The organism is Calothrix sp. CBUCES-K 9914 (genome assembly GCF_059640475.1).
Window position 1 is genome coordinate 31,302 of the sequence record NZ_JBXXZH010000030.1, and the last position, 25,412, is coordinate 56,713.

Annotated in this window: 24 protein-coding genes; 15 read left to right on the forward strand and 9 right to left on the reverse strand. The window is 39.3% G+C overall.

Features of this window, described 5'->3' with window-relative positions; all coding sequences use genetic code 11:
- Positions 1–208: 208 nt before the first annotated feature.
- The 5 genes from AC2JBO_RS09550 to AC2JBO_RS09570 all read left to right on the forward strand — a co-directional run bounded on the left by AC2JBO_RS09550 (position 209) and on the right by AC2JBO_RS09570 (position 6,246).
- On the forward strand, positions 209–583 hold the full coding sequence (locus AC2JBO_RS09550) for a hypothetical protein (RefSeq protein ID WP_496953405.1): 375 nt from the start codon (positions 209–211) through the stop codon (positions 581–583).
- A 380-nt stretch (positions 584–963) separates the two neighbouring features.
- Positions 964–2,778, forward strand: coding sequence for an ABC transporter ATP-binding protein (locus tag AC2JBO_RS09555; RefSeq protein WP_496953406.1), 1,815 nt, complete (start codon positions 964–966; stop codon positions 2,776–2,778).
- Positions 2,779–3,035: 257 nt separating this feature from the next.
- The gene (locus tag AC2JBO_RS09560) at positions 3,036–4,517 is read left to right on the forward strand and encodes an alpha-amylase (RefSeq protein ID WP_496953407.1); all 1,482 of its coding nucleotides are present in this window, start codon (positions 3,036–3,038) and stop codon (positions 4,515–4,517) included.
- A 129-nt stretch (positions 4,518–4,646) separates the two neighbouring features.
- A complete protein-coding gene (locus tag AC2JBO_RS09565; protein ID WP_496953408.1) occupies positions 4,647–5,423 on the forward strand; it encodes an SDR family oxidoreductase in 777 nt (258 codons plus the stop codon).
- Positions 5,424–5,694: 271 nt separating this feature from the next.
- Positions 5,695–6,246, forward strand: coding sequence for a GNAT family N-acetyltransferase (locus AC2JBO_RS09570; RefSeq protein WP_496953409.1), 552 nt, complete (start codon positions 5,695–5,697; stop codon positions 6,244–6,246).
- A gap of 23 nt (positions 6,247–6,269) precedes the next feature.
- On the opposite strand, the gene pnuC is transcribed toward AC2JBO_RS09570, so the two are convergent.
- On the reverse strand, positions 6,270–6,923 hold the full coding sequence (gene pnuC / locus AC2JBO_RS09575) for a nicotinamide riboside transporter PnuC (RefSeq protein WP_496953410.1): 654 nt from the start codon (positions 6,921–6,923) through the stop codon (positions 6,270–6,272).
- A gap of 7 nt (positions 6,924–6,930) precedes the next feature.
- A complete protein-coding gene (locus tag AC2JBO_RS09580) occupies positions 6,931–7,941 on the reverse strand; it encodes an AAA family ATPase (RefSeq protein ID WP_496953411.1) in 1,011 nt (336 codons plus the stop codon).
- Between the two features lie 98 nt (positions 7,942–8,039).
- Between AC2JBO_RS09580 and AC2JBO_RS09585 the strand changes: the two genes are divergently transcribed.
- Positions 8,040–8,873 carry a dienelactone hydrolase family protein gene (locus AC2JBO_RS09585; RefSeq protein ID WP_496953412.1) on the forward strand — a complete coding sequence of 278 codons (834 nt, stop codon included), beginning with the start codon at positions 8,040–8,042 and terminating at the stop codon, positions 8,871–8,873.
- Here AC2JBO_RS09585 and AC2JBO_RS09590 read toward each other — a convergent pair.
- Together AC2JBO_RS09590 and AC2JBO_RS09595 are read right to left on the reverse strand one after the other, a co-directional pair.
- On the reverse strand, positions 8,863–9,216 hold the full coding sequence (locus tag AC2JBO_RS09590; protein ID WP_496953413.1) for a DOPA 4,5-dioxygenase family protein: 354 nt from the start codon (positions 9,214–9,216) through the stop codon (positions 8,863–8,865). The two genes, AC2JBO_RS09585 and AC2JBO_RS09590, sit on opposite strands and share 11 nt — an antisense overlap.
- Before the next feature lie 53 nt (positions 9,217–9,269).
- A complete protein-coding gene (locus AC2JBO_RS09595; RefSeq protein ID WP_496953414.1) occupies positions 9,270–10,493 on the reverse strand; it encodes an acyltransferase family protein in 1,224 nt (407 codons plus the stop codon).
- A gap of 171 nt (positions 10,494–10,664) precedes the next feature.
- Here AC2JBO_RS09595 and AC2JBO_RS09600 point away from each other — a divergent pair, with 171 nt between their 5' ends.
- Positions 10,665–11,123, forward strand: coding sequence for a peroxiredoxin (locus AC2JBO_RS09600; protein ID WP_496953415.1), 459 nt, complete (start codon positions 10,665–10,667; stop codon positions 11,121–11,123).
- A gap of 446 nt (positions 11,124–11,569) precedes the next feature.
- Here AC2JBO_RS09600 and AC2JBO_RS09605 read toward each other — a convergent pair whose 3' ends face one another.
- The gene (locus tag AC2JBO_RS09605; RefSeq protein ID WP_496953428.1) at positions 11,570–14,503 is read right to left on the reverse strand and encodes an NACHT domain-containing protein; all 2,934 of its coding nucleotides are present in this window, start codon (positions 14,501–14,503) and stop codon (positions 11,570–11,572) included.
- Positions 14,504–14,719: 216 nt separating this feature from the next.
- Between AC2JBO_RS09605 and AC2JBO_RS09610 the strand changes: the two genes are divergently transcribed.
- Complete coding sequence (locus AC2JBO_RS09610; RefSeq protein ID WP_496953416.1) at positions 14,720–15,094, forward strand: alr0857 family protein; 375 nt, start codon at positions 14,720–14,722, stop codon at positions 15,092–15,094.
- 187 nt (positions 15,095–15,281) lie between these two features.
- Positions 15,282–15,818 (forward strand): universal stress protein, encoded by a 537-nt coding sequence (locus AC2JBO_RS09615; protein ID WP_496953417.1) that lies wholly within the window; start codon positions 15,282–15,284, stop codon positions 15,816–15,818.
- Between the two features lie 394 nt (positions 15,819–16,212).
- On the opposite strand, the gene AC2JBO_RS09620 is transcribed toward AC2JBO_RS09615, so the two are convergent.
- The gene (locus AC2JBO_RS09620; protein WP_496953418.1) at positions 16,213–16,494 is read right to left on the reverse strand and encodes a lipase family protein; all 282 of its coding nucleotides are present in this window, start codon (positions 16,492–16,494) and stop codon (positions 16,213–16,215) included.
- A 175-nt stretch (positions 16,495–16,669) separates the two neighbouring features.
- Here AC2JBO_RS09620 and AC2JBO_RS09625 point away from each other — a divergent pair, with 175 nt between their 5' ends.
- The 6 genes from AC2JBO_RS09625 (at position 16,670) to AC2JBO_RS09650 (ending at position 23,158) form a co-directional block, all read left to right on the forward strand.
- Positions 16,670–17,167, forward strand: coding sequence for a pentapeptide repeat-containing protein (locus AC2JBO_RS09625; RefSeq protein WP_496953419.1), 498 nt, complete (start codon positions 16,670–16,672; stop codon positions 17,165–17,167).
- Positions 17,168–17,314: 147 nt separating this feature from the next.
- Complete coding sequence (locus AC2JBO_RS09630; protein ID WP_496953429.1) at positions 17,315–18,280, forward strand: ABC transporter ATP-binding protein; 966 nt, start codon at positions 17,315–17,317, stop codon at positions 18,278–18,280.
- Between the two features lie 496 nt (positions 18,281–18,776).
- Complete coding sequence (locus tag AC2JBO_RS09635) at positions 18,777–20,252, forward strand: polysaccharide biosynthesis/export family protein (protein WP_496953420.1); 1,476 nt, start codon at positions 18,777–18,779, stop codon at positions 20,250–20,252.
- 236 nt (positions 20,253–20,488) lie between these two features.
- A complete protein-coding gene (locus AC2JBO_RS09640) occupies positions 20,489–21,730 on the forward strand; it encodes an alpha/beta hydrolase (protein ID WP_496953421.1) in 1,242 nt (413 codons plus the stop codon).
- 24 nt (positions 21,731–21,754) lie between these two features.
- Positions 21,755–22,132 carry a hypothetical protein gene (locus AC2JBO_RS09645; protein ID WP_496953422.1) on the forward strand — a complete coding sequence of 126 codons (378 nt, stop codon included), beginning with the start codon at positions 21,755–21,757 and terminating at the stop codon, positions 22,130–22,132.
- Between the two features lie 171 nt (positions 22,133–22,303).
- Positions 22,304–23,158 carry an SPFH domain-containing protein gene (locus tag AC2JBO_RS09650; protein WP_496953423.1) on the forward strand — a complete coding sequence of 285 codons (855 nt, stop codon included), beginning with the start codon at positions 22,304–22,306 and terminating at the stop codon, positions 23,156–23,158.
- 128 nt (positions 23,159–23,286) lie between these two features.
- On the opposite strand, the gene folP is transcribed toward AC2JBO_RS09650, so the two are convergent.
- The 3 genes from folP to AC2JBO_RS09665 form a co-directional block, all read right to left on the reverse strand.
- Complete coding sequence (folP, locus tag AC2JBO_RS09655; RefSeq protein WP_496953424.1) at positions 23,287–24,129, reverse strand: dihydropteroate synthase; 843 nt, start codon at positions 24,127–24,129, stop codon at positions 23,287–23,289.
- A gap of 21 nt (positions 24,130–24,150) precedes the next feature.
- On the reverse strand, positions 24,151–24,876 hold the full coding sequence (gene tpiA / locus AC2JBO_RS09660; protein ID WP_496953425.1) for a triose-phosphate isomerase: 726 nt from the start codon (positions 24,874–24,876) through the stop codon (positions 24,151–24,153).
- 99 nt (positions 24,877–24,975) lie between these two features.
- On the reverse strand, positions 24,976–25,314 hold the full coding sequence (locus AC2JBO_RS09665; protein WP_496953426.1) for a hypothetical protein: 339 nt from the start codon (positions 25,312–25,314) through the stop codon (positions 24,976–24,978).
- Positions 25,315–25,412 lie beyond the last annotated feature (98 nt).

Genomic DNA, 25,412 nt, shown 5'->3' on the forward strand with positions numbered 1-25,412 from the left:
AAGAAGAGAAGTTACTTCTGAGTTCGACGTAAGAAAGATAGCCCTTACCTAATTTATTGATTAACTCCTGACTCTTGACTGTTGTCTTATTTACAAAAGTCCGATTGCTATACCGATTGATAGTAAACTATTGTTACAGTGGCATCATTGTGTCCAAAAATAAAAACCTTTGATTTTTTTCACGTTTAGCTTTTAATAGGAGTCCTGCGTGTATTATTTTCCTGTCTACCCGCCTTATTTTGTACTTGCATTTGGTTTATTTGCAGCTGTAACATCGGGTGCAGCACTCGCCGGAACCCTTAAAACAGTTGTCACTAAATGGCAAAGCGATGGTGCCGAAAATTCCGGTGCTGTCTTATCAAAAAAAGCTTTATCGTTTCCATTTTTGGGTGTAACCATTGGGATAGTCTCTTTTTTAGTCTCAGGTTTAGAGATTTTTGGCTTTCCCCCATTTCTCGCTTTAGCTATCGGTCTACCTATTTCACTGCTAACTTGTTTACTAATATGGGTACAGCTTGGCAGCATGATGACTTTTGTTGAAACGCACGGAATAAGTTCTTTAGATTTAGATTCGATGCGCTAGATTTGAAATTTCAATAATTTTGATTTTTATTATGTAGGGTGTGTGAAAGCTATTACAAACACGAAATAAAACGCAAAACGAGTAGCTTTCACGCACCATTTATTATTTATTTACCACAGAGGTAAGAGTTATAATGAGGCGCCTAGCAAATCTTCCAACATATTAACTCTTATGCATCCCATCTTCACTCAAAAAACTCATCTGTTCTAAATATCTGCGCGCGAGTCACAATTCTGATTCGGTGCGTGACGCTACAAGTTGTATAACTGCGTTGAAGTTTTTTTTAGCGTCACACACCCTACTTTGTTGTCGTTTGGGCGTTTAGGGGTAAAAACGTCACTAATGCTCAAAGTACACGGTTTTGTACTAATATTAGATATATGAGAAATAGTAAAATCGGGAACGTGCTGCGGCAGTCTCTTGGAGTTTTCCGCTATAGTGGGCGTGCTGTAAATTTGGTATGGACGACGAGCAAGAATCTTACTGTTATTTTTGGAGTGTTGACACTAGCCGCAGGTATACTACCCGCTGCGATGGCTTATATCGGTAAGTTGATAGTAGATGCTGTGATTGCATCTGCTCAATCGAATCATAATATCTATCGTCCGTTGATGTTTGTTGGGTTGGAAGCAATAGCTGTTATATTGCTGGCAGCAAGTCAACGGGGACAGAATATTTGTCAATCTTTGTTGCGGGCAATGCTTGGACAAAGGGTCAATGAACTTATATTGAGCAAAGCTTTAACTCTAGAGTTACCTCAGTTTGAAGATTCAGAATTTTATGACAAGATGACTAACGCGCGTCGTGAAGCTTCATCACGTCCGTTATCTTTGGTAACTCGGACTTTTGGGTTAGTTCAGAATGCTCTTTCACTCGTAACCTTCGGCGCCTTATTGGTCAAGTTTTCGATATGGGCTGTAATAGTACTAGTCATTGCGGCTATTCCTTCATTTATTGGCGAAACCAAATTCGCTGCTCAAGCTTTTCGCCTTTTTAGCTGGAGGGCACCGGAAGCTCGACAACAGTCTTATTTAGAAACCCTAGTAGCGCGCGAAGATTTTGCTAAAGAAGTAAAGTTATACCAGTTGGGAGAAATGCTGTTGCGACGCTACCGTAATAACTTCCATCAACTTTTCCACGAAGACAAAGATTTAACGTTACGACGAGGGTTGTGGGGATATTTGTTAGGTTTGCTTAGTAACGTTACTTTCTATGTTACTTATGGATGGATAATTATTGAGACAGTTGCAGGAAGGATATCTCTTGGAGACATGACGATGTATATCACCGTCTTTCGTCAAGGACAAGCAACTTTCTCAGGCGCCTTAACTTCGATTGGCGGAATGTACGAAGATAATTTATATCTATCCAACTTGTATGAGTTTCTAGAAGCGAAAGTTCCAACGCAAATAGGTAAAGCGACTGAAGGAGAGAAGCTAAACGATGGAATTAGATTTGAAAACGTCAGCTTCACCTATCCAGGCAGTTACCAACCAGCGCTAAAAAACATATCTTTTGACCTCAAACCAGGAGAAAAACTGGCAATTGTTGGAGAAAATGGTTCAGGTAAGACAACTTTAATCAAACTTCTAACTCGACTATATAATCCTAACTCTGGAAGGATTTTACTCGATGGCTTGGATTTACAAGAGTGGGATATAGATGTACTGCGTCAACGTATCGGCGTTATTTTCCAAAACTTTGTCCGCTACCAGTTCACAGTTGGTGAGAATATTGGTGTTGGAGATGTGCAGCGTATCGATGATAAAGAGCTATGGGAAATGGCTGCATCAAAGGGTATGGCAACACCCTTTATTGAAAAATTGCCCGATAATTTTTCTACCCAGTTAGGTAAATGGTTTAAAGACGGACAGGAACTATCGGGTGGACAATGGCAGAAAATAGCTCTCGCGCGTGCGTTCATGCGAACCGATGCAGATATTTTAGTTTTAGACGAACCGACTTCTGCTATCGATGCCCAAGCCGAATTTGAAATTTTTGAACGACTGCGAACTTTAACTAAACACCAAATGGTATTTTTAATATCACACCGCTTTTCCACCGTGCGGATGGCAAACAAAATCATCGTCATCGAAGGTGGAGAGCTGATCGAAGAGGGAACCCACGAACAACTTCTCAAAAAAGGTGCCAGATATGCTGAGTTATTTACACTACAAGCATCTGGGTATAGGTAAAATCAACTCAGAATTGTTCGTGGAAGGGGCATCCCATAGCGTTTTATATCTCCAGACATATAATTTAAAAAACAAATAAGTCCCAAGATAGTGAGCATAATTACTTAACTCTTCCAAAGATAGTACTTCAAATTAACCAAAGACTGATTACCGTATGCTTAAAAAAAGTACATAATTTAGCTTAATCGCAGTAATTAAGCGGCATTTTTAGCGCATCCTGCTTGAGTACTACTTTATTTATCAAACACTTTAAAATTATGACCGCAGTAAATGGTGTAATGATGCAATACTTCCACTGGTACAATCCAGAAGATGGAAGTTTATGGAAACAAGTAGCTGAGAATGCTGAAGAATTGGCAAAAATTGGTGTTACATCGCTTTGGCTACCCCCTGCTTATAAAGGTACAGGTGGCGGATACGATGTTGGTTATGGTGTTTATGATTTGTTTGACTTAGGTGAGTTTGACCAGAAAGGGTCTGTGCGGACAAAATACGGAACTAAAGAAGAGTATTTGCACGCGATTAAAACCGCACAAAAGGCAGGCATTAGAATATATGCTGATGCAGTATTCAATCATAAAATGGGCGCCGACAATGAAGAAGAAGCAGAAGCAACACCTTTCAACCCTGATAACCGTAGTGATGTAGTAGGGGAATATCAAAAAATAAAAGCTTGGACACATTTTAACTTCCCAGGTCGCAATGGTAAGTATTCCACAATGGAGTGGCATTGGTGGCACTTCGATGCAATTGACCATAATGTTTACAATAACGAAGCAAACGCAATTTATTTACTTAGAGATAAACAATTTGATAACAACGTTGATTTAGAAAAAGGCAATTTTGATTATTTAATGGGTTGTGACTTAGATATGGACAACCCGGAAGTCAAAGGAGAGTTAAAATATTGGGGTGAGTGGTATTTAGATACTACTGGAGTCGATGGTTTCCGCTTTGATGCTGTCAAACATGTGTCATCACATTTCTTCTTAGAATGGTTAGAACATGTCCGCGATTATGTAAAACGTGAAGTTTTTGCAGTTGGTGAGTATTGGTCTTACAATGTAGAGGCTTTACATCACTTTATTTCTGTCACCAATGGTAAAGTAACATTATTTGACGCGCCTCTTCATTACAACTTCCACGTTGCTAGTCAGTCAGGTAATAACTACGATTTACGAACAATTTTTGATAATACCTTAGTACAGCATCAACCGACTTTAGCTGTAACGCTCGTAGATAATCATGATTCTCAGCCTTTGCAATCTTTAGAGTCAGTTGTTGAAGGTTGGTTTAAACCCTTGGCTTATGCGCTAATTCTACTACGACGCGATGGGTATCCATGCATATTTTATCCTGATTACTACGGCGCCCACTACAAAGACTATGCGAAGGATGGCAATGAGTACGAAATTTGGATAGATAGTCATAAATGGCTAATTGATAAATACTTATTCGCGCGTCAAACATACGCATATGGCGACCAATATGACTATTTTGACCATTCAAACACAATTGGTTGGACAAGATTAGGTGACGAAGAACATCCAGGTGGAATGGCTGTTGTACTTAGTAACGGTAGTGAAGGTACTAAGTACATGGAAGTCGGACAACCAAACCGTACCTATATAGACATTACCGAACACATCAGCGAACCTGTTACAACTAACGAAGAAGGTTGGGCAGAATTCAGTTGTCCTGCGGGTTCTGTCTCTGTATGGGTTCCTGAAGAAGCATAGAATCATCGAGTTCAAATTTAAGCCAATCCTTGAGACGTGATATACCACGTCTCTTTTTTATATCGCAGGGTATATGCTGATGCTCAAATATTTAATTAAAAATTGATGATAAATACTATCACTTAATATATGAAGCTCTTAAATAAAGTTGCAGTTATAACTGGCGGTGGTTCTGGAATTGGGCGTGCTACAGCAGTTTTATTAGCTTCAGAAGGAGCAAAAATTGCGATTATTGACCGTAACATCGAAGCAGCTAATGAAACAATTAGTAAAATTCAACATGCTCAAGGTATAGCTATAGCGATTACCGCTGATATTGCTGATGCTAATCAAATGCACCACGCATTTCAAAAAATTATTGATGAATTTGAAAGAATTGATATACTATTTGTTAATGCGGGTATTAATGGAGTATGGGCGCCAATAGAAGATATTGAAATCGATGAGTGGCAACAAACAATCGATATTAATTTGAACGGCACATTTTTAACTTTAAAATACGCAGTGCCTCATCTCAAAAAGCAAGGTGGCTCAATTATAATTACATCATCCATTAATGGTACACGCAGTTTCCGAAAAGTCGGTGCCACCGCATATGCATGTACAAAATCTGCTCAAGTAACTTTAGCAAAAATGTTAGCACTCGAACTAGCTGCAAATCAAATTCGTGTCAATGTTATCTGTCCAGGTGGAGTACTAACAGGTATTGAAGAAAGTGTTACCAAGCGTCACTTAGATTGGATTCCAGGATTAGGAGATTTTATTAAAGATAATATTCCTCTAACAAAAAATACAGCCCTAGGTAGTGAAGATGTAGCAGAACTCGTATTATTCCTAGCATCAGACGCATCTAGATATATTACAGGTACTGAAGTTTGGATTGATGGTGGAGGTTCTTTATCTTAATATATATTTAATATTTTTATTTTAATATTTTTGTAAAAAACCCTCTTGTGGAGCGGGCATCCCGGAGCGCCCTCCTAATTAAAACTACCCAATAGGATTTACATCATTTACAAACTTCAGCATATCAGCCATTGTAAACGTACCATTAACTTGTGCAGGCAATATTGGTTTCCATTCAGGGTTCCGTGCCATAAATGAACTGCTATTCATACACACCACATCCTGAAGCCTTCTGCTATATTGGGAGAACTGTCACACTTTTTGCGTGAAGATGCAAAATCGTTATCGCCTACCACCTGATTTTTTTATTCGACGCGCGCGTTCGAGGGATAAATGGAAAATTAAACAGTTACTGCTGACGTGGAATGAGGTCAGCAACATCTTGCCCATCAATGTTTATTCGCTGGCACTGGTTTTGCTGTGTTTTGTATTCTTGTTGTTCAATGCTATCCTTTTTGCGATTATCATCGCTTTATATCTATTATATGAAGTTAGATTAAAAAATTATTCAGATTTTTGGGTTATCGATTATAATGGTATCGTCGTCGGTTGTGCAGAACTGCGTGTTTTTTCCAAGTATTCATTAATATTTAATCTTTGCGTTAAAAAGGAATTTCGGCGCCAAAAACTAGCTTCATGTATGATTGAACACCTAATTAATGAAGCAAGAGAACCTATTTATCTATCTTGTTTTAGAGAACTAATCCCCTTTTACACCCGCTTTGGTTTCGTAGTCATCCATCCTGACGCTTTGCCAGATGGTTTGCAACTAGTCTTAGGAACTACACAAGGGGCGCCCATCATTCCAATGATGTTAGGATGAAAAATTTTTTCGTAGTAAGCACTTTAGTGCTTCTCTTGAAGTCTAGAAATGTTTCGCCAGCTCATAAACCCATATATAGCCATAAACAGTAAAATTACATAGAGCAAAGCGATAAACTTAACACCCTTAACATAGTAGAGACAAACACCAATAGCATCTACAATTATCCAGTAATACCAATTTTCCAGCTTCATGAGTGCCATTAACCACATTGCGGTAAAACTCATAATAGTAGTTAGCGCATCCAAATAAGGAAAAGAAGCTTTTTCTGGAAACAATGCAGGAACTAGCAAATGTATTCGACTCATCAAAGCTCCCATCACAAACGCAAGTGCCATTGTTACAGCAGCAACTAAAATAATTCTACGTGGTGAACTGTACCGAATGGTCAAAATTTTACCCGTATCTTTCAACGGCGTACTCCATCGCCACCACCCATATATACTAACAATGATAAAATACAACTGCTCCAACATATCCGAATACAAACGGATTTGATAGAAGAGAGCCATGTATAAAAGGGAACTGACTATACCAACAAACCAATTAAGCATTTTTTGTTTAGTAACAAGCCAAGTTGCCCATAAATAAAAAATTGTTCCAATAAACTCAATATAGCTCATCGGATACCCAATTATTTTAAAAGCAATATTGTTTACACTCCAAAAATCCAGCATTTATTTATTATATATAGTCAAGTAAGTTACTGTACTTATGATATTTAGCTAAAACTTTTTTAACATATTGGATGCGCGCGTCAAGACTCCCTTGCAAACGAAAGAATGGAATTTTCCTGATAATTAACTCACCCTCAATTTGTCTAGTAAATATTCTGCGGTTTACCTCTCCCGAACGGTCATAAGTATCTTCATACGGAATATCATCCGAACACACAAACACTAAATCATAACGTGATGCGGATTGATGAGCAAGTTGAACTAACTCCGGCGCCGCTGCATTGTGGTAGTATAACGAAAAGTGATAAGTAGTTAGTGCATTAGTATCTGTAAACAAGTATTGATTAGCTTCGTGTAATAAAGCTTCTTCGCGTTCTAAATGTCCTTGTGCAATTTCCACTAATTGCATTAACGAAAGTCTTCTATCAACTTGATGCTGTTCCCAGTACTCGCGTCCATACTCTGGCATCCACACAGTATTATATTCTTGCGCTAACTGTGATGCAATTGTTGTTTTACCAGTAGAAGGGGCGCCAAGAAAAACTACATTAGTAATTAAGTCACGGTATACTAATGGATGTAAATACGAACGACACGCATCAGTATTCTTTCTGATTTGAGTAGCTGAAATAGGCACATAATTACGGTCACAGTCTACAAGTCTATTGATGGCGCCAAGTGCTTCACTAACATGCTCACCGTAAAATTCGCTACTATAAAAATGTGTAATTTTTCTACCCGCTAACTGCTTGAGAATATAATCCTCATGCATTTTCTTAATTTCAGGTGTGAGTCCAACTTCACTTGGCCCATCCCAAGCTTCAATAACCTCAACACTAGGATAAATTGAACGCAACCAATTCGCGCGAACAGCAAGAGGAATATTAGTAACTTCTGGAGAATCATAAATCATTACAACTACCTTATCCATTTCAGAAATGGCAGCCTCAATTACAAACTGATGTCCCTTGTGAAGAGGAGCATATTTACCTAGGGTTAATCCATATTGATTATTCATAGACATATTATTAAGTTACAATTAAAAGCTGGTGCGTGACGCTGCAGGTCTTATAATTACATTGAAAGCGAGTTATAGCGTCACGCACCCTACACATCATGCCAGAAATCACGCGCCGGGAATTTATTGCAACTGCTACCCTCGCAACAGGTTTTGCGCTTGCAGTACAACCTATTTCAGCCAAAGTTATCACTACTAATACAAAAGGACTAACAGCAGGTGCCGTGAAAATTCCTGTTGCAGATGGAGAAATACCAGCTTACCGCGCGCAACCCAGTAAAGGTACAAATTTTCCCATAGTTTTAGTCATTCAAGAAATCTTTGGTGTTCACGAACATATTCAAGATGTTACTCGCCGTTTTGCTAAACTAGGGTATTTAGCAATAGCTCCAGAATTATTCGTGCGTCAAGGTGACGTATCCAAGTTAAGCAGTGTTGAAGAAATTCGTCCAATTGTTGCTAAAGTTCCAGATGCTCAAGTATTATCTGACCTGGATGCTACTGTGAACTGGGCAGTAAAATCTTCTAATGGAAATGCTTCAAAAGTAGGTATTACAGGTTTCTGTTGGGGTGGTAGAATTACATGGCTATACGCTGCACATAATCCCAAGGTAAAAGCTGGAGTCGCATGGTATGGGCGCCTTGTTGGTGACAAAACAGAAATTACACCACAGCATCCTCTTGATATTGCATCTAAACTAACCGTTCCTGTTTTAGGATTATACGGTGGTAAAGACACAGGTATTCCTTTAAATACAGTTGAGCAAATGCGCGCGCAATTGAATAAAAATAGTAAATCCCAAATAATTGTCTATCCTGACGCACCACACGCCTTTTTTGCTGATTATCGTCCATCATACCGTGAGAAAGAAGCTTTAGATGGCTGGAAACAACTTCAAAAATGGTTTAAACATTCAGGGGTTATAAACTAATTCGTCGAAGAAACTCGATATTCAACTCTAACTTATTTCCCAACCATGAAGCGTGTTTTGTATGGTCTGCCACATCATCACCTGTGTTGGGATGAACGAGTATATCTAACTCTTCTCGGTTCAACATTAACCAAGGAACAACTTGAGCAAACTGTTCACATCCAAATGCAACTTGATACATTGACTTTGGATGTGGACCAATAGGTTTTTCATGCCAACGACCTAATGTTACCTTAAAAGTGGCGCCTAACCCTTCACGGACGCGCGCGGCTGCTTCATGTGTTTCTGTATCAAAGTAAACATGGGCATGGAAACTAGTTATTTCTGAAACTTCTTTTTTCATAATTTTTGCTTTGTATACTTATAGTAAGGTGGGCAGTGCCCACGTTACGTTGGTTAAACTTTGATGAACCAGCGTTGACGATACATTATCCAAGCTACGCCAAACCATAGTAATAATGTAGCAAAAGCAAATAAAAATGAACCGTTTACTGCTCCTGCCCAAGATGCGAAGTAGTTTTTGTAGATAAAATTGTAAGCGTTAGGCGCCGTTTCTCCTGTACCTAATATACTTTTTACTAGGACTTTAATTAGTAATACTGAGGCAACGAAAATGGCTATCGCATTCATCCCTAATATCTTAAAACTCTCTCCCCATTTTTTTATACCTTGTACTTCAACTAGTTCATAACAAGCTGAGAGTAATAATAAAGCTGTTCCTGTTGTGTATACTACGTATGAGCTTGTCCAGAGTTTTTTGTTTATTGGGAACACAAAACTCCAGGCTAAACCAATTATTAAACAACCTATTCCAAATAATGCTAGCCCAATACTTGTACGTGTTTGAACAGGTTGTGTACGTATCCATTGACCCGTGAAAAAACCAAGCAAAACACTAACAATAGCAGGAATGGTACTAAATAAACCTTCGGGGTCGCCTAAATTTTTAAAGCTCCCATGTAAATGCGCCGTAGGAATAATAGAGCGGTCGATAAATGCTGCAAGGTTTGCTGCTGGGTTACTTTCATCTAAAACACCCGCTCCAAAACCCGGAACAGGTATATATATCATCGCTAACCAATAACCAACAAGTAGTAAACCCGCAACTACCCATGTTGCTTTACGAGGTAATGTCAATACAATAAGCGATGCAAACAAGTACGATAAACTTATGCGCTGCAACACTCCCATATAACGAAGACTATCAAAATTGAATGTCCACAGTCCTTTGTTCCAAAACCCGTTCAGAAATAATCCCAAGACAAATAATATTAACGCACGGCGAAATATTTTTCCATAAGGTGGAGTCAGCGACTTTTGTTGTAGTTGCGCTTTTGATGACATTAATACACTGGCGCCGGAACCTTGATATGCTACATTTGCATCACGTTCTCTTGCCACTTGGATTTTCGCATCAGTATACTTAGCAAACGAAAAAGCCATCGCTACACCGACGATGAATAAAAAGAACGGAAACACCAAGTCAGCAAATGTACATCCATTCCAACTAGCATGAACCAAGGGAGAATACACATCCGGTTCCGCAATACTGGCCATATTAACAAGAATCATCCCAGCTATCGTGATGCCACGAAAGACATCAAGTGAAGTAAGTCGCATAATAATCAGCGTTCAAATTAAGTAAGTTATTTTATGAGGAAGTAATTTATTACTCAACTGTAAAATACTACAACCATCTACCTAGACTCGCGCGCATTACTTACAGAGCCAAATCTAAGTTAAAATTTTGTAAAGAAATATATCCATTCCTTAACGAGTTTAAAATAACCTATGGCTATCAAAGTTGGAGATACAGCTCCCGATTTTACCCTGACCGACCAAAATGGCACCTCTTTCTCTCTCAGCAGCTATCGCGGTAAACCCGTTGTTCTGTACTTTTACCCCAAAGACGATACTCCCGGATGCACCGCAGAATCATGTGCTTTTCGCGACCAGTATGAAGTCTTTAAAACAGCAGGGGCCGAAGTTATTGGTGTAAGTGCAGACTCTAATGAGTCACACCAAAAGTTTGCTGCTAAGTACCAGTTGCCTTTTAAGTTACTGAGTGATAAGGGTGACAAAGTGCGTAGTTTATATGGCGCCAAAGCTTTGTTTGGACTGTTTCCCGGTCGCATTACTTATATAATTGATGCTTCGGGTAAGGTTCAACTTGTGTTTGACTCGATGCTTAATTTTAAGGGACACGTGGAAGAAGCTTTGAAAACTATTCAAACACTTCAAACAGTTTAATCCCCCCTAACCCCCCTTGATAAGGCTACCGTGTACACATAACTTTTTGGCATCGGGAGCAGGGAGGTATTGGATGCAGGGGGAGGCTAGAAACGGAAGGAGTGGAGAAATTGAGGAACTATTTTCATCAATATTTGCATCCGATATGAATCAATATTGCTTCATAATCATCCTCCTCGCCCTACCCCCGAAGCCCCCAAAGCCCCCGAAGCACCCTTATTAAGACTTGTGTGTACACCATAGCTTGATAAGGGGGGAATAAAAAAAAGAATTTTGGAGAAACATTTGTTGTTTTGTTGCTTGGAATTTTTCTATTTCTTAAAGTTATAACCAGAAGTTGGTGCGTGACGCTACAAGTATGGTAATTAAATTGAAATATTTTCGTTGCGTCACGCACCCTACGGAATAATTAATCATCCGTTACATCCGTTACATCCGTTGCAAGTTTACCCATGCCAAGTTTGATAAAAATCAAGGTAGGTCATTTTTTCCGCGCAATACCAAATTAATTTATAGCAATGACGATGTTGTTCTATTTTTTCCTCACTCTCTAGGTTATAAAAACAATCTTTTATTGATACAATTAATTTGGGTATTTGCTCGTCGCGTAGGACTTTTTTAAAGTTATCTGCTGCATGTTTGCGGATATTATCGCTTTTCCCATACTTTACTAGTTCAACTAGAGTGTTAAATGCTACTTCATTGTCCAAATCAAAAAGTGCTAGTCTCGATGCTCTGTACCCTTTAATGTCTTCATTTTGAGCATATTTGACTCCGTTTTCTAGTGCGGCAATTAATCGAGTTGTATCGATTTGTTTACGAGGTTTTCTTGCTTGTCTTGATTTTTGTAAGTGTTTTTTATTTGTTGTTTCTTCGTTTACATCAGAATTTAATAAGTTGGCTAAGGTGGGAATAGCTTGAATATGAGATAATATATTGGGACATTCTGTAATTAGTGCGCGTATATTCTCGGCAACGAATGCGCGCATTACTAAATTTTGACTTTTAGCAAGTGTTTCAAATGTGGAAAATGCTGTTTTGTTTTCTGGGTCTATTTTTGCGAGTAAGTAGGCACCTTTACGACGTACTGAGTCTGTTTTGGTGGACTCGATAATTTCAGTTAGCGCATTAATGGCTGTTTTATTCCCCGGATCGACTTTTCCTAAACTGTCAGCAGCTTGTAAACGTAATGGTTCCTGATGAATTAATTTTACTAATTTTTCGAGGGCAGCAATAGCTATTGTATTTCCTGGGTCAAACGTTCTACCTAGGCTATATGCTGCGCTCCAAGTCTCAAACTCGTTTGAACAGTTTTGAATAAATTCGGATAATAGTGTAATGGCAGATTTTCGGTCGGTTTTTAGTAATGCGACTCTCGCACCTTCTTGTACTGGCGCCGGAAAACGACACCATTTATTTTGTGCTGCTGGATAACCAAACCGCCATTTGATTAAAGAATTTATTATTTCTGATGATAAAGTACTGGGAAACTCGGCAACTCCCGCAGCAGCTAAGAAGTATGCTTGATAGCTGTAGTATTTACCAACACCATCGTCAAATTTAATTAAAGCATTAATAAATTCGTCTTTAGTTTGTCCAGATATATCTTCCCTTCCTAACCATAGTAGTATGACTTCACGCCATTGTGGTTCAAGTATTCTATATGAAACGGGTGATTCACAGTTAAAGAAAAATTGCCAGTCATTAATCGCTAGGGCTGCGAAGTATTCTTGGAATGTTGGATGATAGAAGGCATAGACTTTTTCTCCTTGAGTTTCGGAAATACCTACTTGGTTCAGCCAACCTAATAATAAGGCTAGCTGAAATAATCCTTCATCCGGCGCCCCTAATACTTGACATACAAAACTATGGCTAAGACGAAATTTTGTTTCAGCAGTAGATATTGCTTGTAGTGCCAACTCTCCCAAAGCTTGGTTTAACTGCTGTCGCTGCGTGGATGTTGTGGGAAACCTATCTTGCTTCCATTCATAAATTGCTTCTACAAACTGTTTATATAACGTTGCTTTCGTCGAAGGAAACTCTCCTTGACTCAGTGCCCAGGTTCGACACATTAACGCTAAACGCAAAGGATTTTTTACTGCGTCTTTGATACGCTGGCGCCCAGGTTGTTCTAATTCGGTTTGCAGTCTTTCCCCTAATATAGGATTATCTTGAAACCAGCGCTGAATAAATTGCCCTACTAAATTTGGAGATTGATTAGATTTGTAAGTAAAATTCAGGTTACGATAAGTTTGAAAAGATGAGAGCGCATTTTTTCCCGCGTCCCAAACATTCAAACGACAAGTTAATATAACATTCGCAGTACCTACCCATCCTGTTAAAAAACTAGCTATCTTACTCAAAGCATAGCTTGATTCCATCGCCATTTCATCAACTGCATCCAGTAATAACCACACACGTCCTTGATAAAATTGTTCGCAAAACTCTTCTTCAATTTCTACAGGAACATGACGCTTACGAATAGCCGCGCGTAACCAATCTTGTATCAAATAATCTTCTAAACATTCCGCTTGTAAATCTGCTAATGTTACCCATATAGGTAAATCTTCACTGTTTTCCAGTATCCAACAAGCAACTTTCTGTAAAAGCGTCGTTTTACCCGCACCTGGTTCTCCAACTATCGCAATGCGATGTAACTCCTGACTATTACTTAAAGCTAATTGTTGCAAAAACGAGTCAAGCGTGAAATGCATGACTTCTGTTTCTTCAGACTCATACAAACGTGAACCTTGTGTAGGTAGTATATCCTCCCGGCGCCTATCCCGTTGTTTACGTTCAACCAAACCTAACGGTACATAAACAGCATCTAACTCAAAATTCATTCCATCTATACTTGTCAGTGGGTTAGTAGTTAACCGTAACTGATTCTGTAACATTCCTTTACATATATCATGCCAAGGATTTTTTTCCTCTATTACGCTCGAAGTTTCGGAACTTTCCAAGACTTTTCTATTGCGGCGCCGTTCCCATTCAAGCTCAAAGCGTTGTAAATTAGCTTCGGTATCGTGACGATGGTGCCATAAATTTAAAGTAAAATGCCAATTTTCAGAACCACCACGAGTTGAGCGGTTATCTTCTAATATTTCAACAAAATCAGCCAAACGTCTCAAACTTTCTTTGATTTGCTCAGGATTAAATGGTTTTTGACTTTCTTGCAGCCCAGTTAACGCTTGTAAATACCTAACTTTAGTACGTATAACTAAGCGAGTCTCAGATAACCAGCGAATTTGAATATTGGGTTGCAGCGCATTAAGTGCCATTTCATCGCAGTCCAACGTATCGTTTGCGTAAGCTAACAATACTTCAAACAAACGACACGCGCGTTTTTTCGCTTCTGGTCCTAAGCTAACTCTTGCCATTACACAACACTTGTCGGCGCCAATAAGGGATTTAACCAAGTTTAACAACTTTTTTGGGAACAATATAGTTAGGGGATTCCCTTGGGTTGTTGACTCCCCCAGGTGTAAAACCTTGAATAAAACCAACGTTTTAATGCTGTATGTAGAAGTTGGCTAGGGGGAAAAGCGTGCGCTTACACTCAAAACATAACCAATATATATTAGAGAGTAATAACTATGTTAAAACTTACCTACACTGAAAACAGCTTCAACCTTGAATATATAGACCAGCCTTGCGAAGCTTGGGTCAATACTAGAGTCGTTTTAGCTTTGAGAAGCGGTTGTAACATTCATATACAAAATACTACAGCTTCCTTTACAGTTCAGTCAGATTCGTTTGAATTTGCTGAATTAGCTAAATTGACTACAAATGACAATAGAATTGATATCTATCGCTGTGATATTGATTCTGTTGAAATTACCCTTAAAGGTATGTGGATAAGCTCGAATGTTGACAGTGAAGAAGGTGTATTTATTACCGCACTGAACAGCCTTACCGAGTTACACTTACTTGCAATAAAACAAAACCAACATTCTTGTTATTCGATATAACATTGACATGATGAAAAATGTAAAATGTAGAGACGTTACATGTAACGTCTCTACTATGGTAAAAATTTTATTTGTAACGAATGTTGTACGAATTCTATATTTTTATGAATATAATCGCTTGGCACCAGGTAAATAGAGTTAGATTGAAAGCAAGAGAATATACTTTTTCTCGTTAGGGGGACTTAGTATGTATAGTAAAATATTGGTTGCAGTTGAAAATAATCAAATTGGTGATGCCGTTTTTAACGAAGCGCTATCAATGGCAAAAACTAATGGCGCCCATTTAATGTTATTACACGTAATGTCACCGTTTGATGAGCATTATGTAAACCCCATTTCAATGGATCCCTACAGCTTGTATCCAGCGATGCATTCAGAAGCGATACTACAAACTTTGAAAAAGTGGGATACTCTGAAACAAGAATGCACCGACTTTTTAATGAGACTCTCAAAACGCGCTGCCGACTATGGTATTACAGTTGAATTTACACAAAATATCGGCGACCCTGGACGAGTTATTTGCGATATGGCTCAAAACTGGCAAGCTGATTTAATTATTGTCGGGCGCCGTGGACGTGTCGGACTAAGCGAATTTTTCCTAGGTAGCGTCAGTAATTATGTATTGCATCATGCTCACTGCTCAGTTTTAACAGTTCAAGGAACGTTAAAAAAGAAAGAAGAAACCTTTGCACAATCATCTCAAAAAGCAGAAGTATCTGTTTGATAGTTGAATTATAAATTGTCATTCTGAGTGCAGCGTAATGCGGAGCATTTGCCGCAGGCTAGAATCTAAATTTTGAACTATATACTTAGATGCTTCACTACGTTCAGCATGACAAAATTATATTAGGGACTTCCAAATAAAAAAATCTTCAAAATGTTTTTCTTGTGGGGTGGGCATCCTTGCCATTGGTGTCAAGTTAAGGTTGGCGCCCATACGTCAACGATAGGTTTTGTGATGAACGAGGTATAAACATGAACTTTTTGCAAAATTTTATACTTAAGCTGCAAGCGATGCAGATAAAAAAAGTACTAATAGCCGCTCTTCAAGTTCATTTTTTGTTCCTTTCAAACGCAAATTTTAAGCATAAATCCTTATTGACGTAGTAGGTTTTAGCTTAACTTGACGCTAATGGCATCCTTGCCCGCCCTAGCTTCTGAAACGGGCAAGGATGCCCATTGCACAAATGGAGAATGTAATTTTTGGAAGTCCTACCTGGAAGATGTAACGCGCGCTCAAACCCTTCTGCAATATCTTTTAGCGTTACTTCGTCACTTAGTGATGTATATCCAAGAACTTTGACGTTATAACCGCGCGCTTCTAACTTTGATTTCCACGTCTGAAAAGACTCGTCTTTCTCAGCGTAACCATGTATCAAAAATACTGTATTCTTTTGCATAAATATTTGAGATAACCTTTAAATAAAGCACAAACGCCATCATATACGTCATTGTTAAAGTATTCAAGTATACATACACTATTCATTAACAGCTTAAATCTACCGACTTTCTGAATTCACCTACCAAATGATGTTTAATGGTTAATGAAGAATTATTGAGTTTTGTTAAGTTGATATGACTAAGTTTTGGCGAGTTTTAGCTTCTATCATTTTAGTATTTGTATTGCTGTTCCCTCTGGAAGCAAACGCTGCAAGTTCATCGGGTGTAACTAGTACAAAGGTTGGAGGAAGTTTTATAGGTAAAGATTTTTCGGGACAGAGTTTAATCGCGGAGGAGTTTACCAGCGTGAATTTAGAAAAGGCAAATTTTGACAATGCTGATTTACGGGGTGGAGTATTCAATGGTGCATCGCTTCATGATGCTAACTTGCATGGTGTAGATTTTAGCGAAGGTATTGCCTACTTGTCTGATTTTAAAGGCGCCAATCTTAGTGATGCAGTATTTACGAATGCGATGATGCTACGTTCAGTCTTTAGCGGTGCGGATGTAACCAACGCTGACTTTACAAACGCAGTACTCGATAAACCTGAAATTATCAAGCTTTGTGCAAACGCAACTGGCACCAACTCTAAAACGGGAGTCTCTACGCGCGAGTCTTTAGGATGTAAATAAAGAGTGCGCTCGTGCTGAGTAATACTTGTAACTCTACTCAGCACGAGCGCACTTTCTACTCACTGGCTGTTATTATTGGTGGATATCTGGGTAACTTGTAATTGGAATGGTATAGTTGTGTGGCAAAAGGCACAATCAAAAAGAACGATGAAGTCTGTTGCTTCTTCCCCCCAGTTTGAATTAGATGCTCAAGAGAATCCGCCAGTAGTCCTTACTTCTGAGTTGCGAAAAGTCTATACAACAGGCTTTTTTCTCAATCAAAAAATTGAATCGCTCAAAAATTGCTCGCTCACTGTCTACAAAGGTGAGACTTTTGGACTGCTTGGACCCAACGGCGCCGGCAAGACTACGCTGTTAAAGTTGCTACTCGGAATTATTCGTCCAACATCGGGACGAGGTTTGCTGCTCGGTAAACCTTTGGGTGACAGTTCTGTTAAGCAGCATATTGGTTATCTGCCTGAAAATGCTTATTTATATGAGTTTTTGACAGGTTGGGAGTTCTTAGAGTTTGCTGCTTCCATATTCCAAATTCCTAAGAAAGTACAGCGAGAACGAATTCCTCAGTTGTTCGAGTTAGTTGGTTTACCCCTCAAAGACGCGCGTAAAAAACAAATGCGTCGCTACTCTAAAGGGATGTTACAGCGTGTGGGAATGGCACATGCTTTGGTTAATGACCCAGAATTGGTATTTTTAGATGAACCGATGTCTGGTCTTGACCCACTAGGACGCTATCAAATGCGTGAAACTATCCTGACTCTTAAAGCTGCGGGTAAAACTATTTTCTTCAATAGTCACATTCTCAGTGAGGTTGAAAAAATCTGTAACCGAGTAGCTATTCTCGCTAAGGGTAAGTTAGTTTGTTCTGGTGTACTCGATGATTTGCTTGGCAGTACAAATACTTACCGCGTTAAAGGTACTGGTGGTGACTGGGAAGTTCTCAGAAAGTGGATACCAAATGTTGAGTTCGGAAGAGAAGCATTTTGGGAAGGTGAGTTAGAGGGAGATTATTACGATTTTCTCGCTAGTCTCCGTTTGATGGGGGGTAATGTTATCTCAATGAATTTGTCTCGTCCTTCGTTAGAAGACTTTTTTATACATAAAATTCAAGGATAACTTTGGCAACGGATGTAACGGATGTACGTAAAGGTTCATCCGTTACATCCGCTCTCAGGAGTTGCCATTTTCTGCCAATTAGGCACCAATTTTTGTTCTTAAACAGGTATTGTTAAATAAATTTTTCAAAATTATTGTGTAAATGTTTAATGAAATGATGACTATTGATAGCAAACTGAGTTATAAATGCTGAAACATAAACTAAAACATAAATTTATATGTACGCTTTAAATATATGTAAGCAATTAATGCAAGTTAAATTAGTAAATAGTAAATTGTTGTATTGACAAATTAACGATTTTACGCTGTGAAGCAATCGATGTTGCACTCATACTTGAATGTAACTTCATTAAAATTTCAAGCTTGGTAAAGGTCTAACCTCCTGATTATGAAGTATTTTTCAAGAATACAAAAGTGATAGGGAACTTGCATACTTACGTATAGTCAAGATTACAATGTGTGGAGTAGAAAATACTTATCTGAACTGCTGCTAAATATGATTAATACAAAAATGTTGAAATTATTGTCCAAGCCAATTTTAGGGTTAATGGTGCTAACGGCAATTACTGCGGCGTTCCCCAACCCTAGTTTTGCACAACAAAGACGACGACCATCCGGCGCCCCAACACGCTCGGTTCCTGTTGCAACTGGCGTTCTAAGTACCAACTATACATTAGGTGGAGGCGACTTAATTAAGGTTAGTGTATTTGAAGTGCCAGAATATACAGATACTTACCAGGTTCCACCAGGTGGCGCCATAAACTTGCCTTTAATTGGTAGTGTTCCGATATTAGGATTAACAACTGAACAAGCAGCGGATGAAATAACTCGTCGATATGCAAGATATTTGAAGCGTCCGATAGTTTCCGTTAACTTACTATCACCACGCCCAATTAACGTGTTAGTTTCGGGAGAGGTTACGCGTCCTGGTTCTTATAGTTTGAGTTTGCAGGGTGGTGCGGGTAATAACCCTGGTGTACAATATCCAACAATTTTAGCAGCGATTCAAACAGCCCAAGGTTACACACTTAGTGCTGATATTACTCAGGTTCAAGTTCGGCGCCGTTTAGGACGTAGCGGTGACCAAGTAGTTGCTCTCAACTTAAAACAGTTAATTGAAACAGGTCGCTCTCCACAAGATATTACCTTACGCGATGGTGATACTATCTTTATACCGAGGGCTGCAAACTTTGACTTAGCAACCTCGCGTAATTTGGCAGCATCAAGCTTTGCTGCTGACCCAACACGTGCGCGTACAGTCGCAGTAATAGGTGAGGTATTGCGACCAGGTTCTTATTTAGTTACTCCTGGTGCAACTGATGCAGGTGCAGGTACTACACAAACTTTATTACCCAGCGTTACTGGTCAACCAACAGTAATGCGCGCGCTACAGCTTGCAGGTGGTATTGGTGCAAGAGCAGATGTACGTAACGTAATTATTCGTCGTCAAACAAGAACAGGCGCCCCACAAGATATTAATATCAACCTGTGGCAACTACTTCAAGGCGATATCGACCAAGACGCAATACTTCAAGATGGTGATACTATCTTTGTTGCCACAGCTACCGAAGTCAACCGCTCTGAAGCAACTCAACTCGCAACAACAACCTTATCACCAACGAAAATTCAAGTTGGTGTAGTTGGAGAAGTTAAGCGCCCAGGCCCTGTAGATATTCAACCAAATAGTTCCTTAAACCAAGCTTTACTCGCAGCAGGAGGGTTTAATGACGCGCGTGCTTCGCGACAAACAGTTGACTTAGTACGTCTTAACCCCGACGGTTCTGTAACCAAGCGCGAAGTTAAAGTTGACATGGCAGCAGGTATAAACGAACAAACTAATCCTATTCTCGCCAATAACGACGTTGTAATCGTTAGTCGTAACGGTATAACTAAGACAGGAGACACTCTCGGTACAGTTCTTAACCCATTAGGAGGTCTTCTCGGTATTTTCCGCGCCCTCATCGGTTTCTAATTTAATTTAAATCACTTACAAATCTCAATAAAACGCGCGTCTTACATGATAAGTTGTAGAGCGCGTTTTTAATTTAACTTTTCAATTTAAAAACAATTGATTTGAGTTTCCTTGTTAGTAATACTCGCCTATAAATTATTTGGAACTGTTTGGAACAAAATTACCAACGATTGAGTCTGGCAAAAAGTGATAAAACTGGTGTGTCAACGCGCGCGTTATCTATAGTGGATATATTTATGAATTCTATTCTTCGCCAGAAAAAGGTATCTTTTTTCAAGGGGTTTTTGTGCAGCTTGAGTATTGTTTGCAGTTGGAGTGCGGTGGCACCTGCTATCGCAGCAGAGACTATTACTATACAGTTAGGGCCATTTGAGCAAAAAATCGATGTTGATGATTTAGAAAACTTTGCGAAGAACGGGAAATTACCTAAAGAGTTACATCTGTTTTCGTCTTTTTTAACACCCCAAGTTAAGGATGTACTGAATCAAAGACTACAATTAAATCCAGAGTTTGCTGATAAGTTTGTTGATGGACTAGCTAAAACTCCTCAAGGTCAACGCTTAATATCTTCTCTAGGTGGAATTATTCCTGGTAGCACAAGTCAAAGTCTTAAGGATACTCTCAATTTAACTGCTCGTCGCTTTAATGGTTTGACTATATTAGGGTTTGTTCGTTCATATCCAGGTGACAATATCACTGTTGATGCAACAAAAGCTGCTAGCTTGTCACTCGAACTAAATGCTAATAATTTGCAAAGTCAGGCGTTCGCTGCTTTACTCGAACGCGAAGAGTCTAAAAGTGCTATAATATTACCTAGAAACATCAATCCTGGTGAACCTGGAAATCAACAAGTTCAATTAGTTAGTTTTACATTCCAAGACCGTCAAAGAAATCGTGCGATTCCAGTTGATATTTATTCTCCTACGGGTGCAATTCAAAAGCCACTGGTTGTAATATCTCATGGTTTTGGAGCAAACAGGCGCCACTTGCAGTATTTAGCGCAGCATTTAGCGTCATATGGTTTTACTGTAGCAGCATTAGAGCATCCTGGTAGCAATGCCATCGCAGTTAATCGTTCTACAAACACTAGTTCAGACTTATCACAACTTATTAGTGCTAGAGAATTTATCGACCGACCTCAAGATGTTAGCTTTTTACTCAATGAACTTGCAAAATTAAATTTACAACAAGGTCAACTTCAAGGCAAACTCAATACTGAAAATGTTACTATCATAGGCCACTCTTTAGGAGGTTATACCGCGTTAGCTTTGGCTGGAGGTAAATTAGACTTAGATGGTTTACAAAAATTCTGCAAAAACTCCCTCGGCATCAGTCAGGCGCCTGGAGATTGGTTACAATGTGCAGCAGTCGGATTAAAAAATAGTAATCTTAAAAATACTGAACTACAAGACAAACGTATTAAAGGTGCCATTGCTCTGAACCCATTAGTTGGTAACTTATTTGGTAAAAAAGGCTGAGAAAATATCAGTACTCCAGTATTAATGCTTGCCAGCAGTGAAGATGCTTTGACACCAGCATTGAAACATCAATTTGCACCATTTACAGAACTACGAGGTAATAAATATTTAGTTACAGCAATTGGGGGTACACACTTAAGCGTCAGTGATCCCACATACCAAACTAGTAACATTACCAATATAGTTAAAGAAAGACGCGGAGCAGAAACAAAAAACCTGCGTACACTAGTATCTGGAGTTAGTTTAGCATTTATTAAACAACGAACTGACGAAGCGAAAATCTATCAGCCGTTCCTAACACCAGCATATGCTCAATCACTTTCCACATCACAATTACCGCTACGGTTGGTATCAGAACTACCAGGTAACTTGAAAAAATGGGCAGAGTTTGTAGCAAACTAAAAAACAACTCTTAAGGGTAAATATCTTTCTTTCTACTTCCCCCTCTCGCCAAAATACACATCTTGTGATAATAACTTTACAATGTCAACTTATTAGACTTAAAGTAGGGCACAATCTACGTGTTGTCCCATAAACGATATAATTCCCCCAAACACTCAAGTAGGAGTATACATGGAACCATTTGTAGCTATAGTGTTAGTGCTTATCGGCTATGCCCTAGGTTCAGCCAAGCTTATTAATGAAGGAAACGAAGCGTTGGTAGAACGGCTCGGACGCTACCACCGCAAGCTCAGACCTGGTATGAATTTTATCGTTCCCCTTATTGATTCCATTGTTATGGAAGATACAACGAGGGAGCAGATTCTCGATATCAAACCTCAAAACGTCATTACTGCTGATAACGTTTACATCGAAGTTGACGGTGTGATATTTTGGCGCATAAATGATATGGAGAAGAGTTTCTATCGAATTGATGATATTCAGGTGGCTCTTGGTAATTTAGTTCAAGTCGAACTGCGAGCAAACCTTGCCGAACGTACTTTTGAACAAGTAATTGCATCGCGTACCGAAGTTAACCAAGCTTTACTTAAAGCAGTGAATGCAACTGCTGCTGACTGGGGAGTACAAATTATTCGGGTAGACATTCAAAGTATTACACCTCCTGAAAGCGTTCAAAAATCGATGGCAGATCAAAATGCTGCTGTAATTAGAAAACGCGCGGCAATAACCGCAGCAGAGGGTGAACAAGAAGCAGCTATTAAACGCGCGCAAGCAACCAGAACCTCGGTTCAAATTCTTTCCGAAGCACTGCGTACCAACCCTGAAAGCAAAGACATCTTGAAATACTTAGTTGCTCAAGAACAGGTAGAAGCAAGTCACAGGTTGGGTACAAGCAGCAACGCAAAAGTTGTTTTCCTTAACCCTGGTGTTAATTCAGACGCTTATGCCCAAATGGTTGGTGACATCGGTAGTGAGAATGTAGCACAAAGTAATAACAGCCCTGAAAATGGTTCTGCGACAGCATAATTATTTAGTGCTGAGTAGAAAGTGCTGAGTGCTGAGTTGGAGTTAGGAGTTAGGAGTTAAAAGTTAGGGGTTTAGAATTGTTACTCAGCACTCAGCACTCAGCACTCAGCACTCAGCACTCAGCACTCTTAACTTCTTATCAAAGCGTCTGCGACTAAACAAACATCGCGTATTTCTTTGACATCGTGAACTCTAACAATATCAGCACCTTGAAAAATAGCAGCGCAACATGCTGCTGCTGTTCCCATTAGGCGCCTTTTTGGGTCGGGTTGATTTAGAATACGACCAATGAAACTTTTACGCGATGCTCCTATTAAAATTGGACAATCAAGTTTACGTAGTTCGCTTAAACGATGAAATATTTCTAGGTTTTGCTCGTAGCTCTTGGCAAAACCAATACCTGGGTCGATTATGATTTGATTACGCTCGATGCCAGCGTTTACTGCAATTTGAATTTGCTTGTCTAAAAAGCTAATAATGTCTTCTACTACGTTATCATAATCAGTCAACTGCTGCATCGTTGCTGGTGTACCGCGAATATGCATGACTATAATTGGCACGCGCGAAAAACTTGCGACTTTAAATATTTCAGGGTCATATGTTCCTCCTGAAATATCGTTGATAATATCTCCACCTACTTCTATTGCTGCTTTTGCAACTTCTGCTCTAGTTGTATCTACGGAAATAACAGTATTTGTAACCGAGCGAATAGCTGTCAGTACAGGTATTACCCGACTAAGTTCTTCATCAAGACTAATTTGCTCGGCGCCAGGTCTTGTGGACTGTCCGCCAATATCAAGAATATCGGCACCTGCTTGAACCATTGCGGTAGCTTGAGTTACAGCGGCATCAACACTGTTAAATTGACCGCCGTCACTAAAACTATCGGGCGTAATATTTAATACGCCCATGATATAAGTTTTAGTTCCCCAATCAAAAATTTGGTCACCTATGTGTAGTTGACTGGACATTGGATATTTAGAGAAAAGGTGTTATTTGTAATTGACAATTCTTGCAAAGCTAAGAGCTTCGAGACTTGCACCTCCAACTAAAACACCATCAATTTCCGGTTGTGCCATAATTTCGTCAATATTATTGGGTTTGACGGAACCACCATACTGAATTGGAACATTTGGATTAGTTAATTGGGAACGAATCATTCCGATAACATGGTTTGCTTCTTTTGTTTCGCAAGTGTCTCCAGTACCAATTGCCCAAATTGGTTCGTAAGCAATAATCAAATTACTTTGGTCAATATCTACAAGGTCTAGTTTCAGTTGTTTGGAAATTAACGCTTCTGCTTCTCCAGCATCACGCTGCTGTTTTGTTTCACCCACACATAGTATTGGGGTTAAGCCGTGTTTTTGCGCTGCTCTCAAGCGTAAATTAACTGTTTCGTCGGTTTCGCCAAAGAATTGGCGCCTCTCACTATGACCAATAATTACATAGCGTACACCAACTTCTGTAAGCATTTCACCTGAAATCTCACCTGTATAGGCGCCACTGTCTGCCCAGTGGACATTTTGGGCACCAAGTTGAACACGACTACCATGTAAATTTCTCGATAATACGTTCAAATCGGTGAAGGGGACGCATAGAACTACTTCGCGTCCAGAGGGAGTCTCCTCCAACACAGGCAGAAATCCTTTCAAAAAATCTTCGGATTCTGCCTGGGTTTTGAACATTTTCCAGTTACCAGCAAGAACTTTCTTTCGCACAGGCGCCTTCGTCAAGATTAAAATAATATTAAATGCATCTCTTACTGTAAACTAATACGTTACCTCGCGCTAGCTCCCGTTTTTGATACAGGCTTTTAATCAGATTACATAACTGACACAGGTTTGGATAACTTTGTCAAGAAAATTCTGGTTCCAATGGGCAAGACTTTCTGCTTGCTGTTTCGCATTGACAACTAACCCACTGACTTGAGCTTGTGCTGATATTAAACTTTCCCATGTTGGTTTAGTTATTGTCTTTGCGACTCCTAACCCTGTAAGCGCAATGCAATTAAGATATTCTTCCAAGTGCCTAGGCAATAATAATTGAGGTATACCTGTAAGTAAGCAACCAAGCGCAGTAGTCAAACTCCCGTGATGTATAGCAACAGATTTTTCTGCTAAGGCTTCGTGTAAAGGTTTAAACTCCGATTCTGCCATTTTTGGTCTGTGTCAAAAGTTTTGGTAGTATATAAAATAAGCCGTAGGTTAGGCATCTTGCCTGACCGAAGCACAGGCGAGACGCCTATGCTACAAAC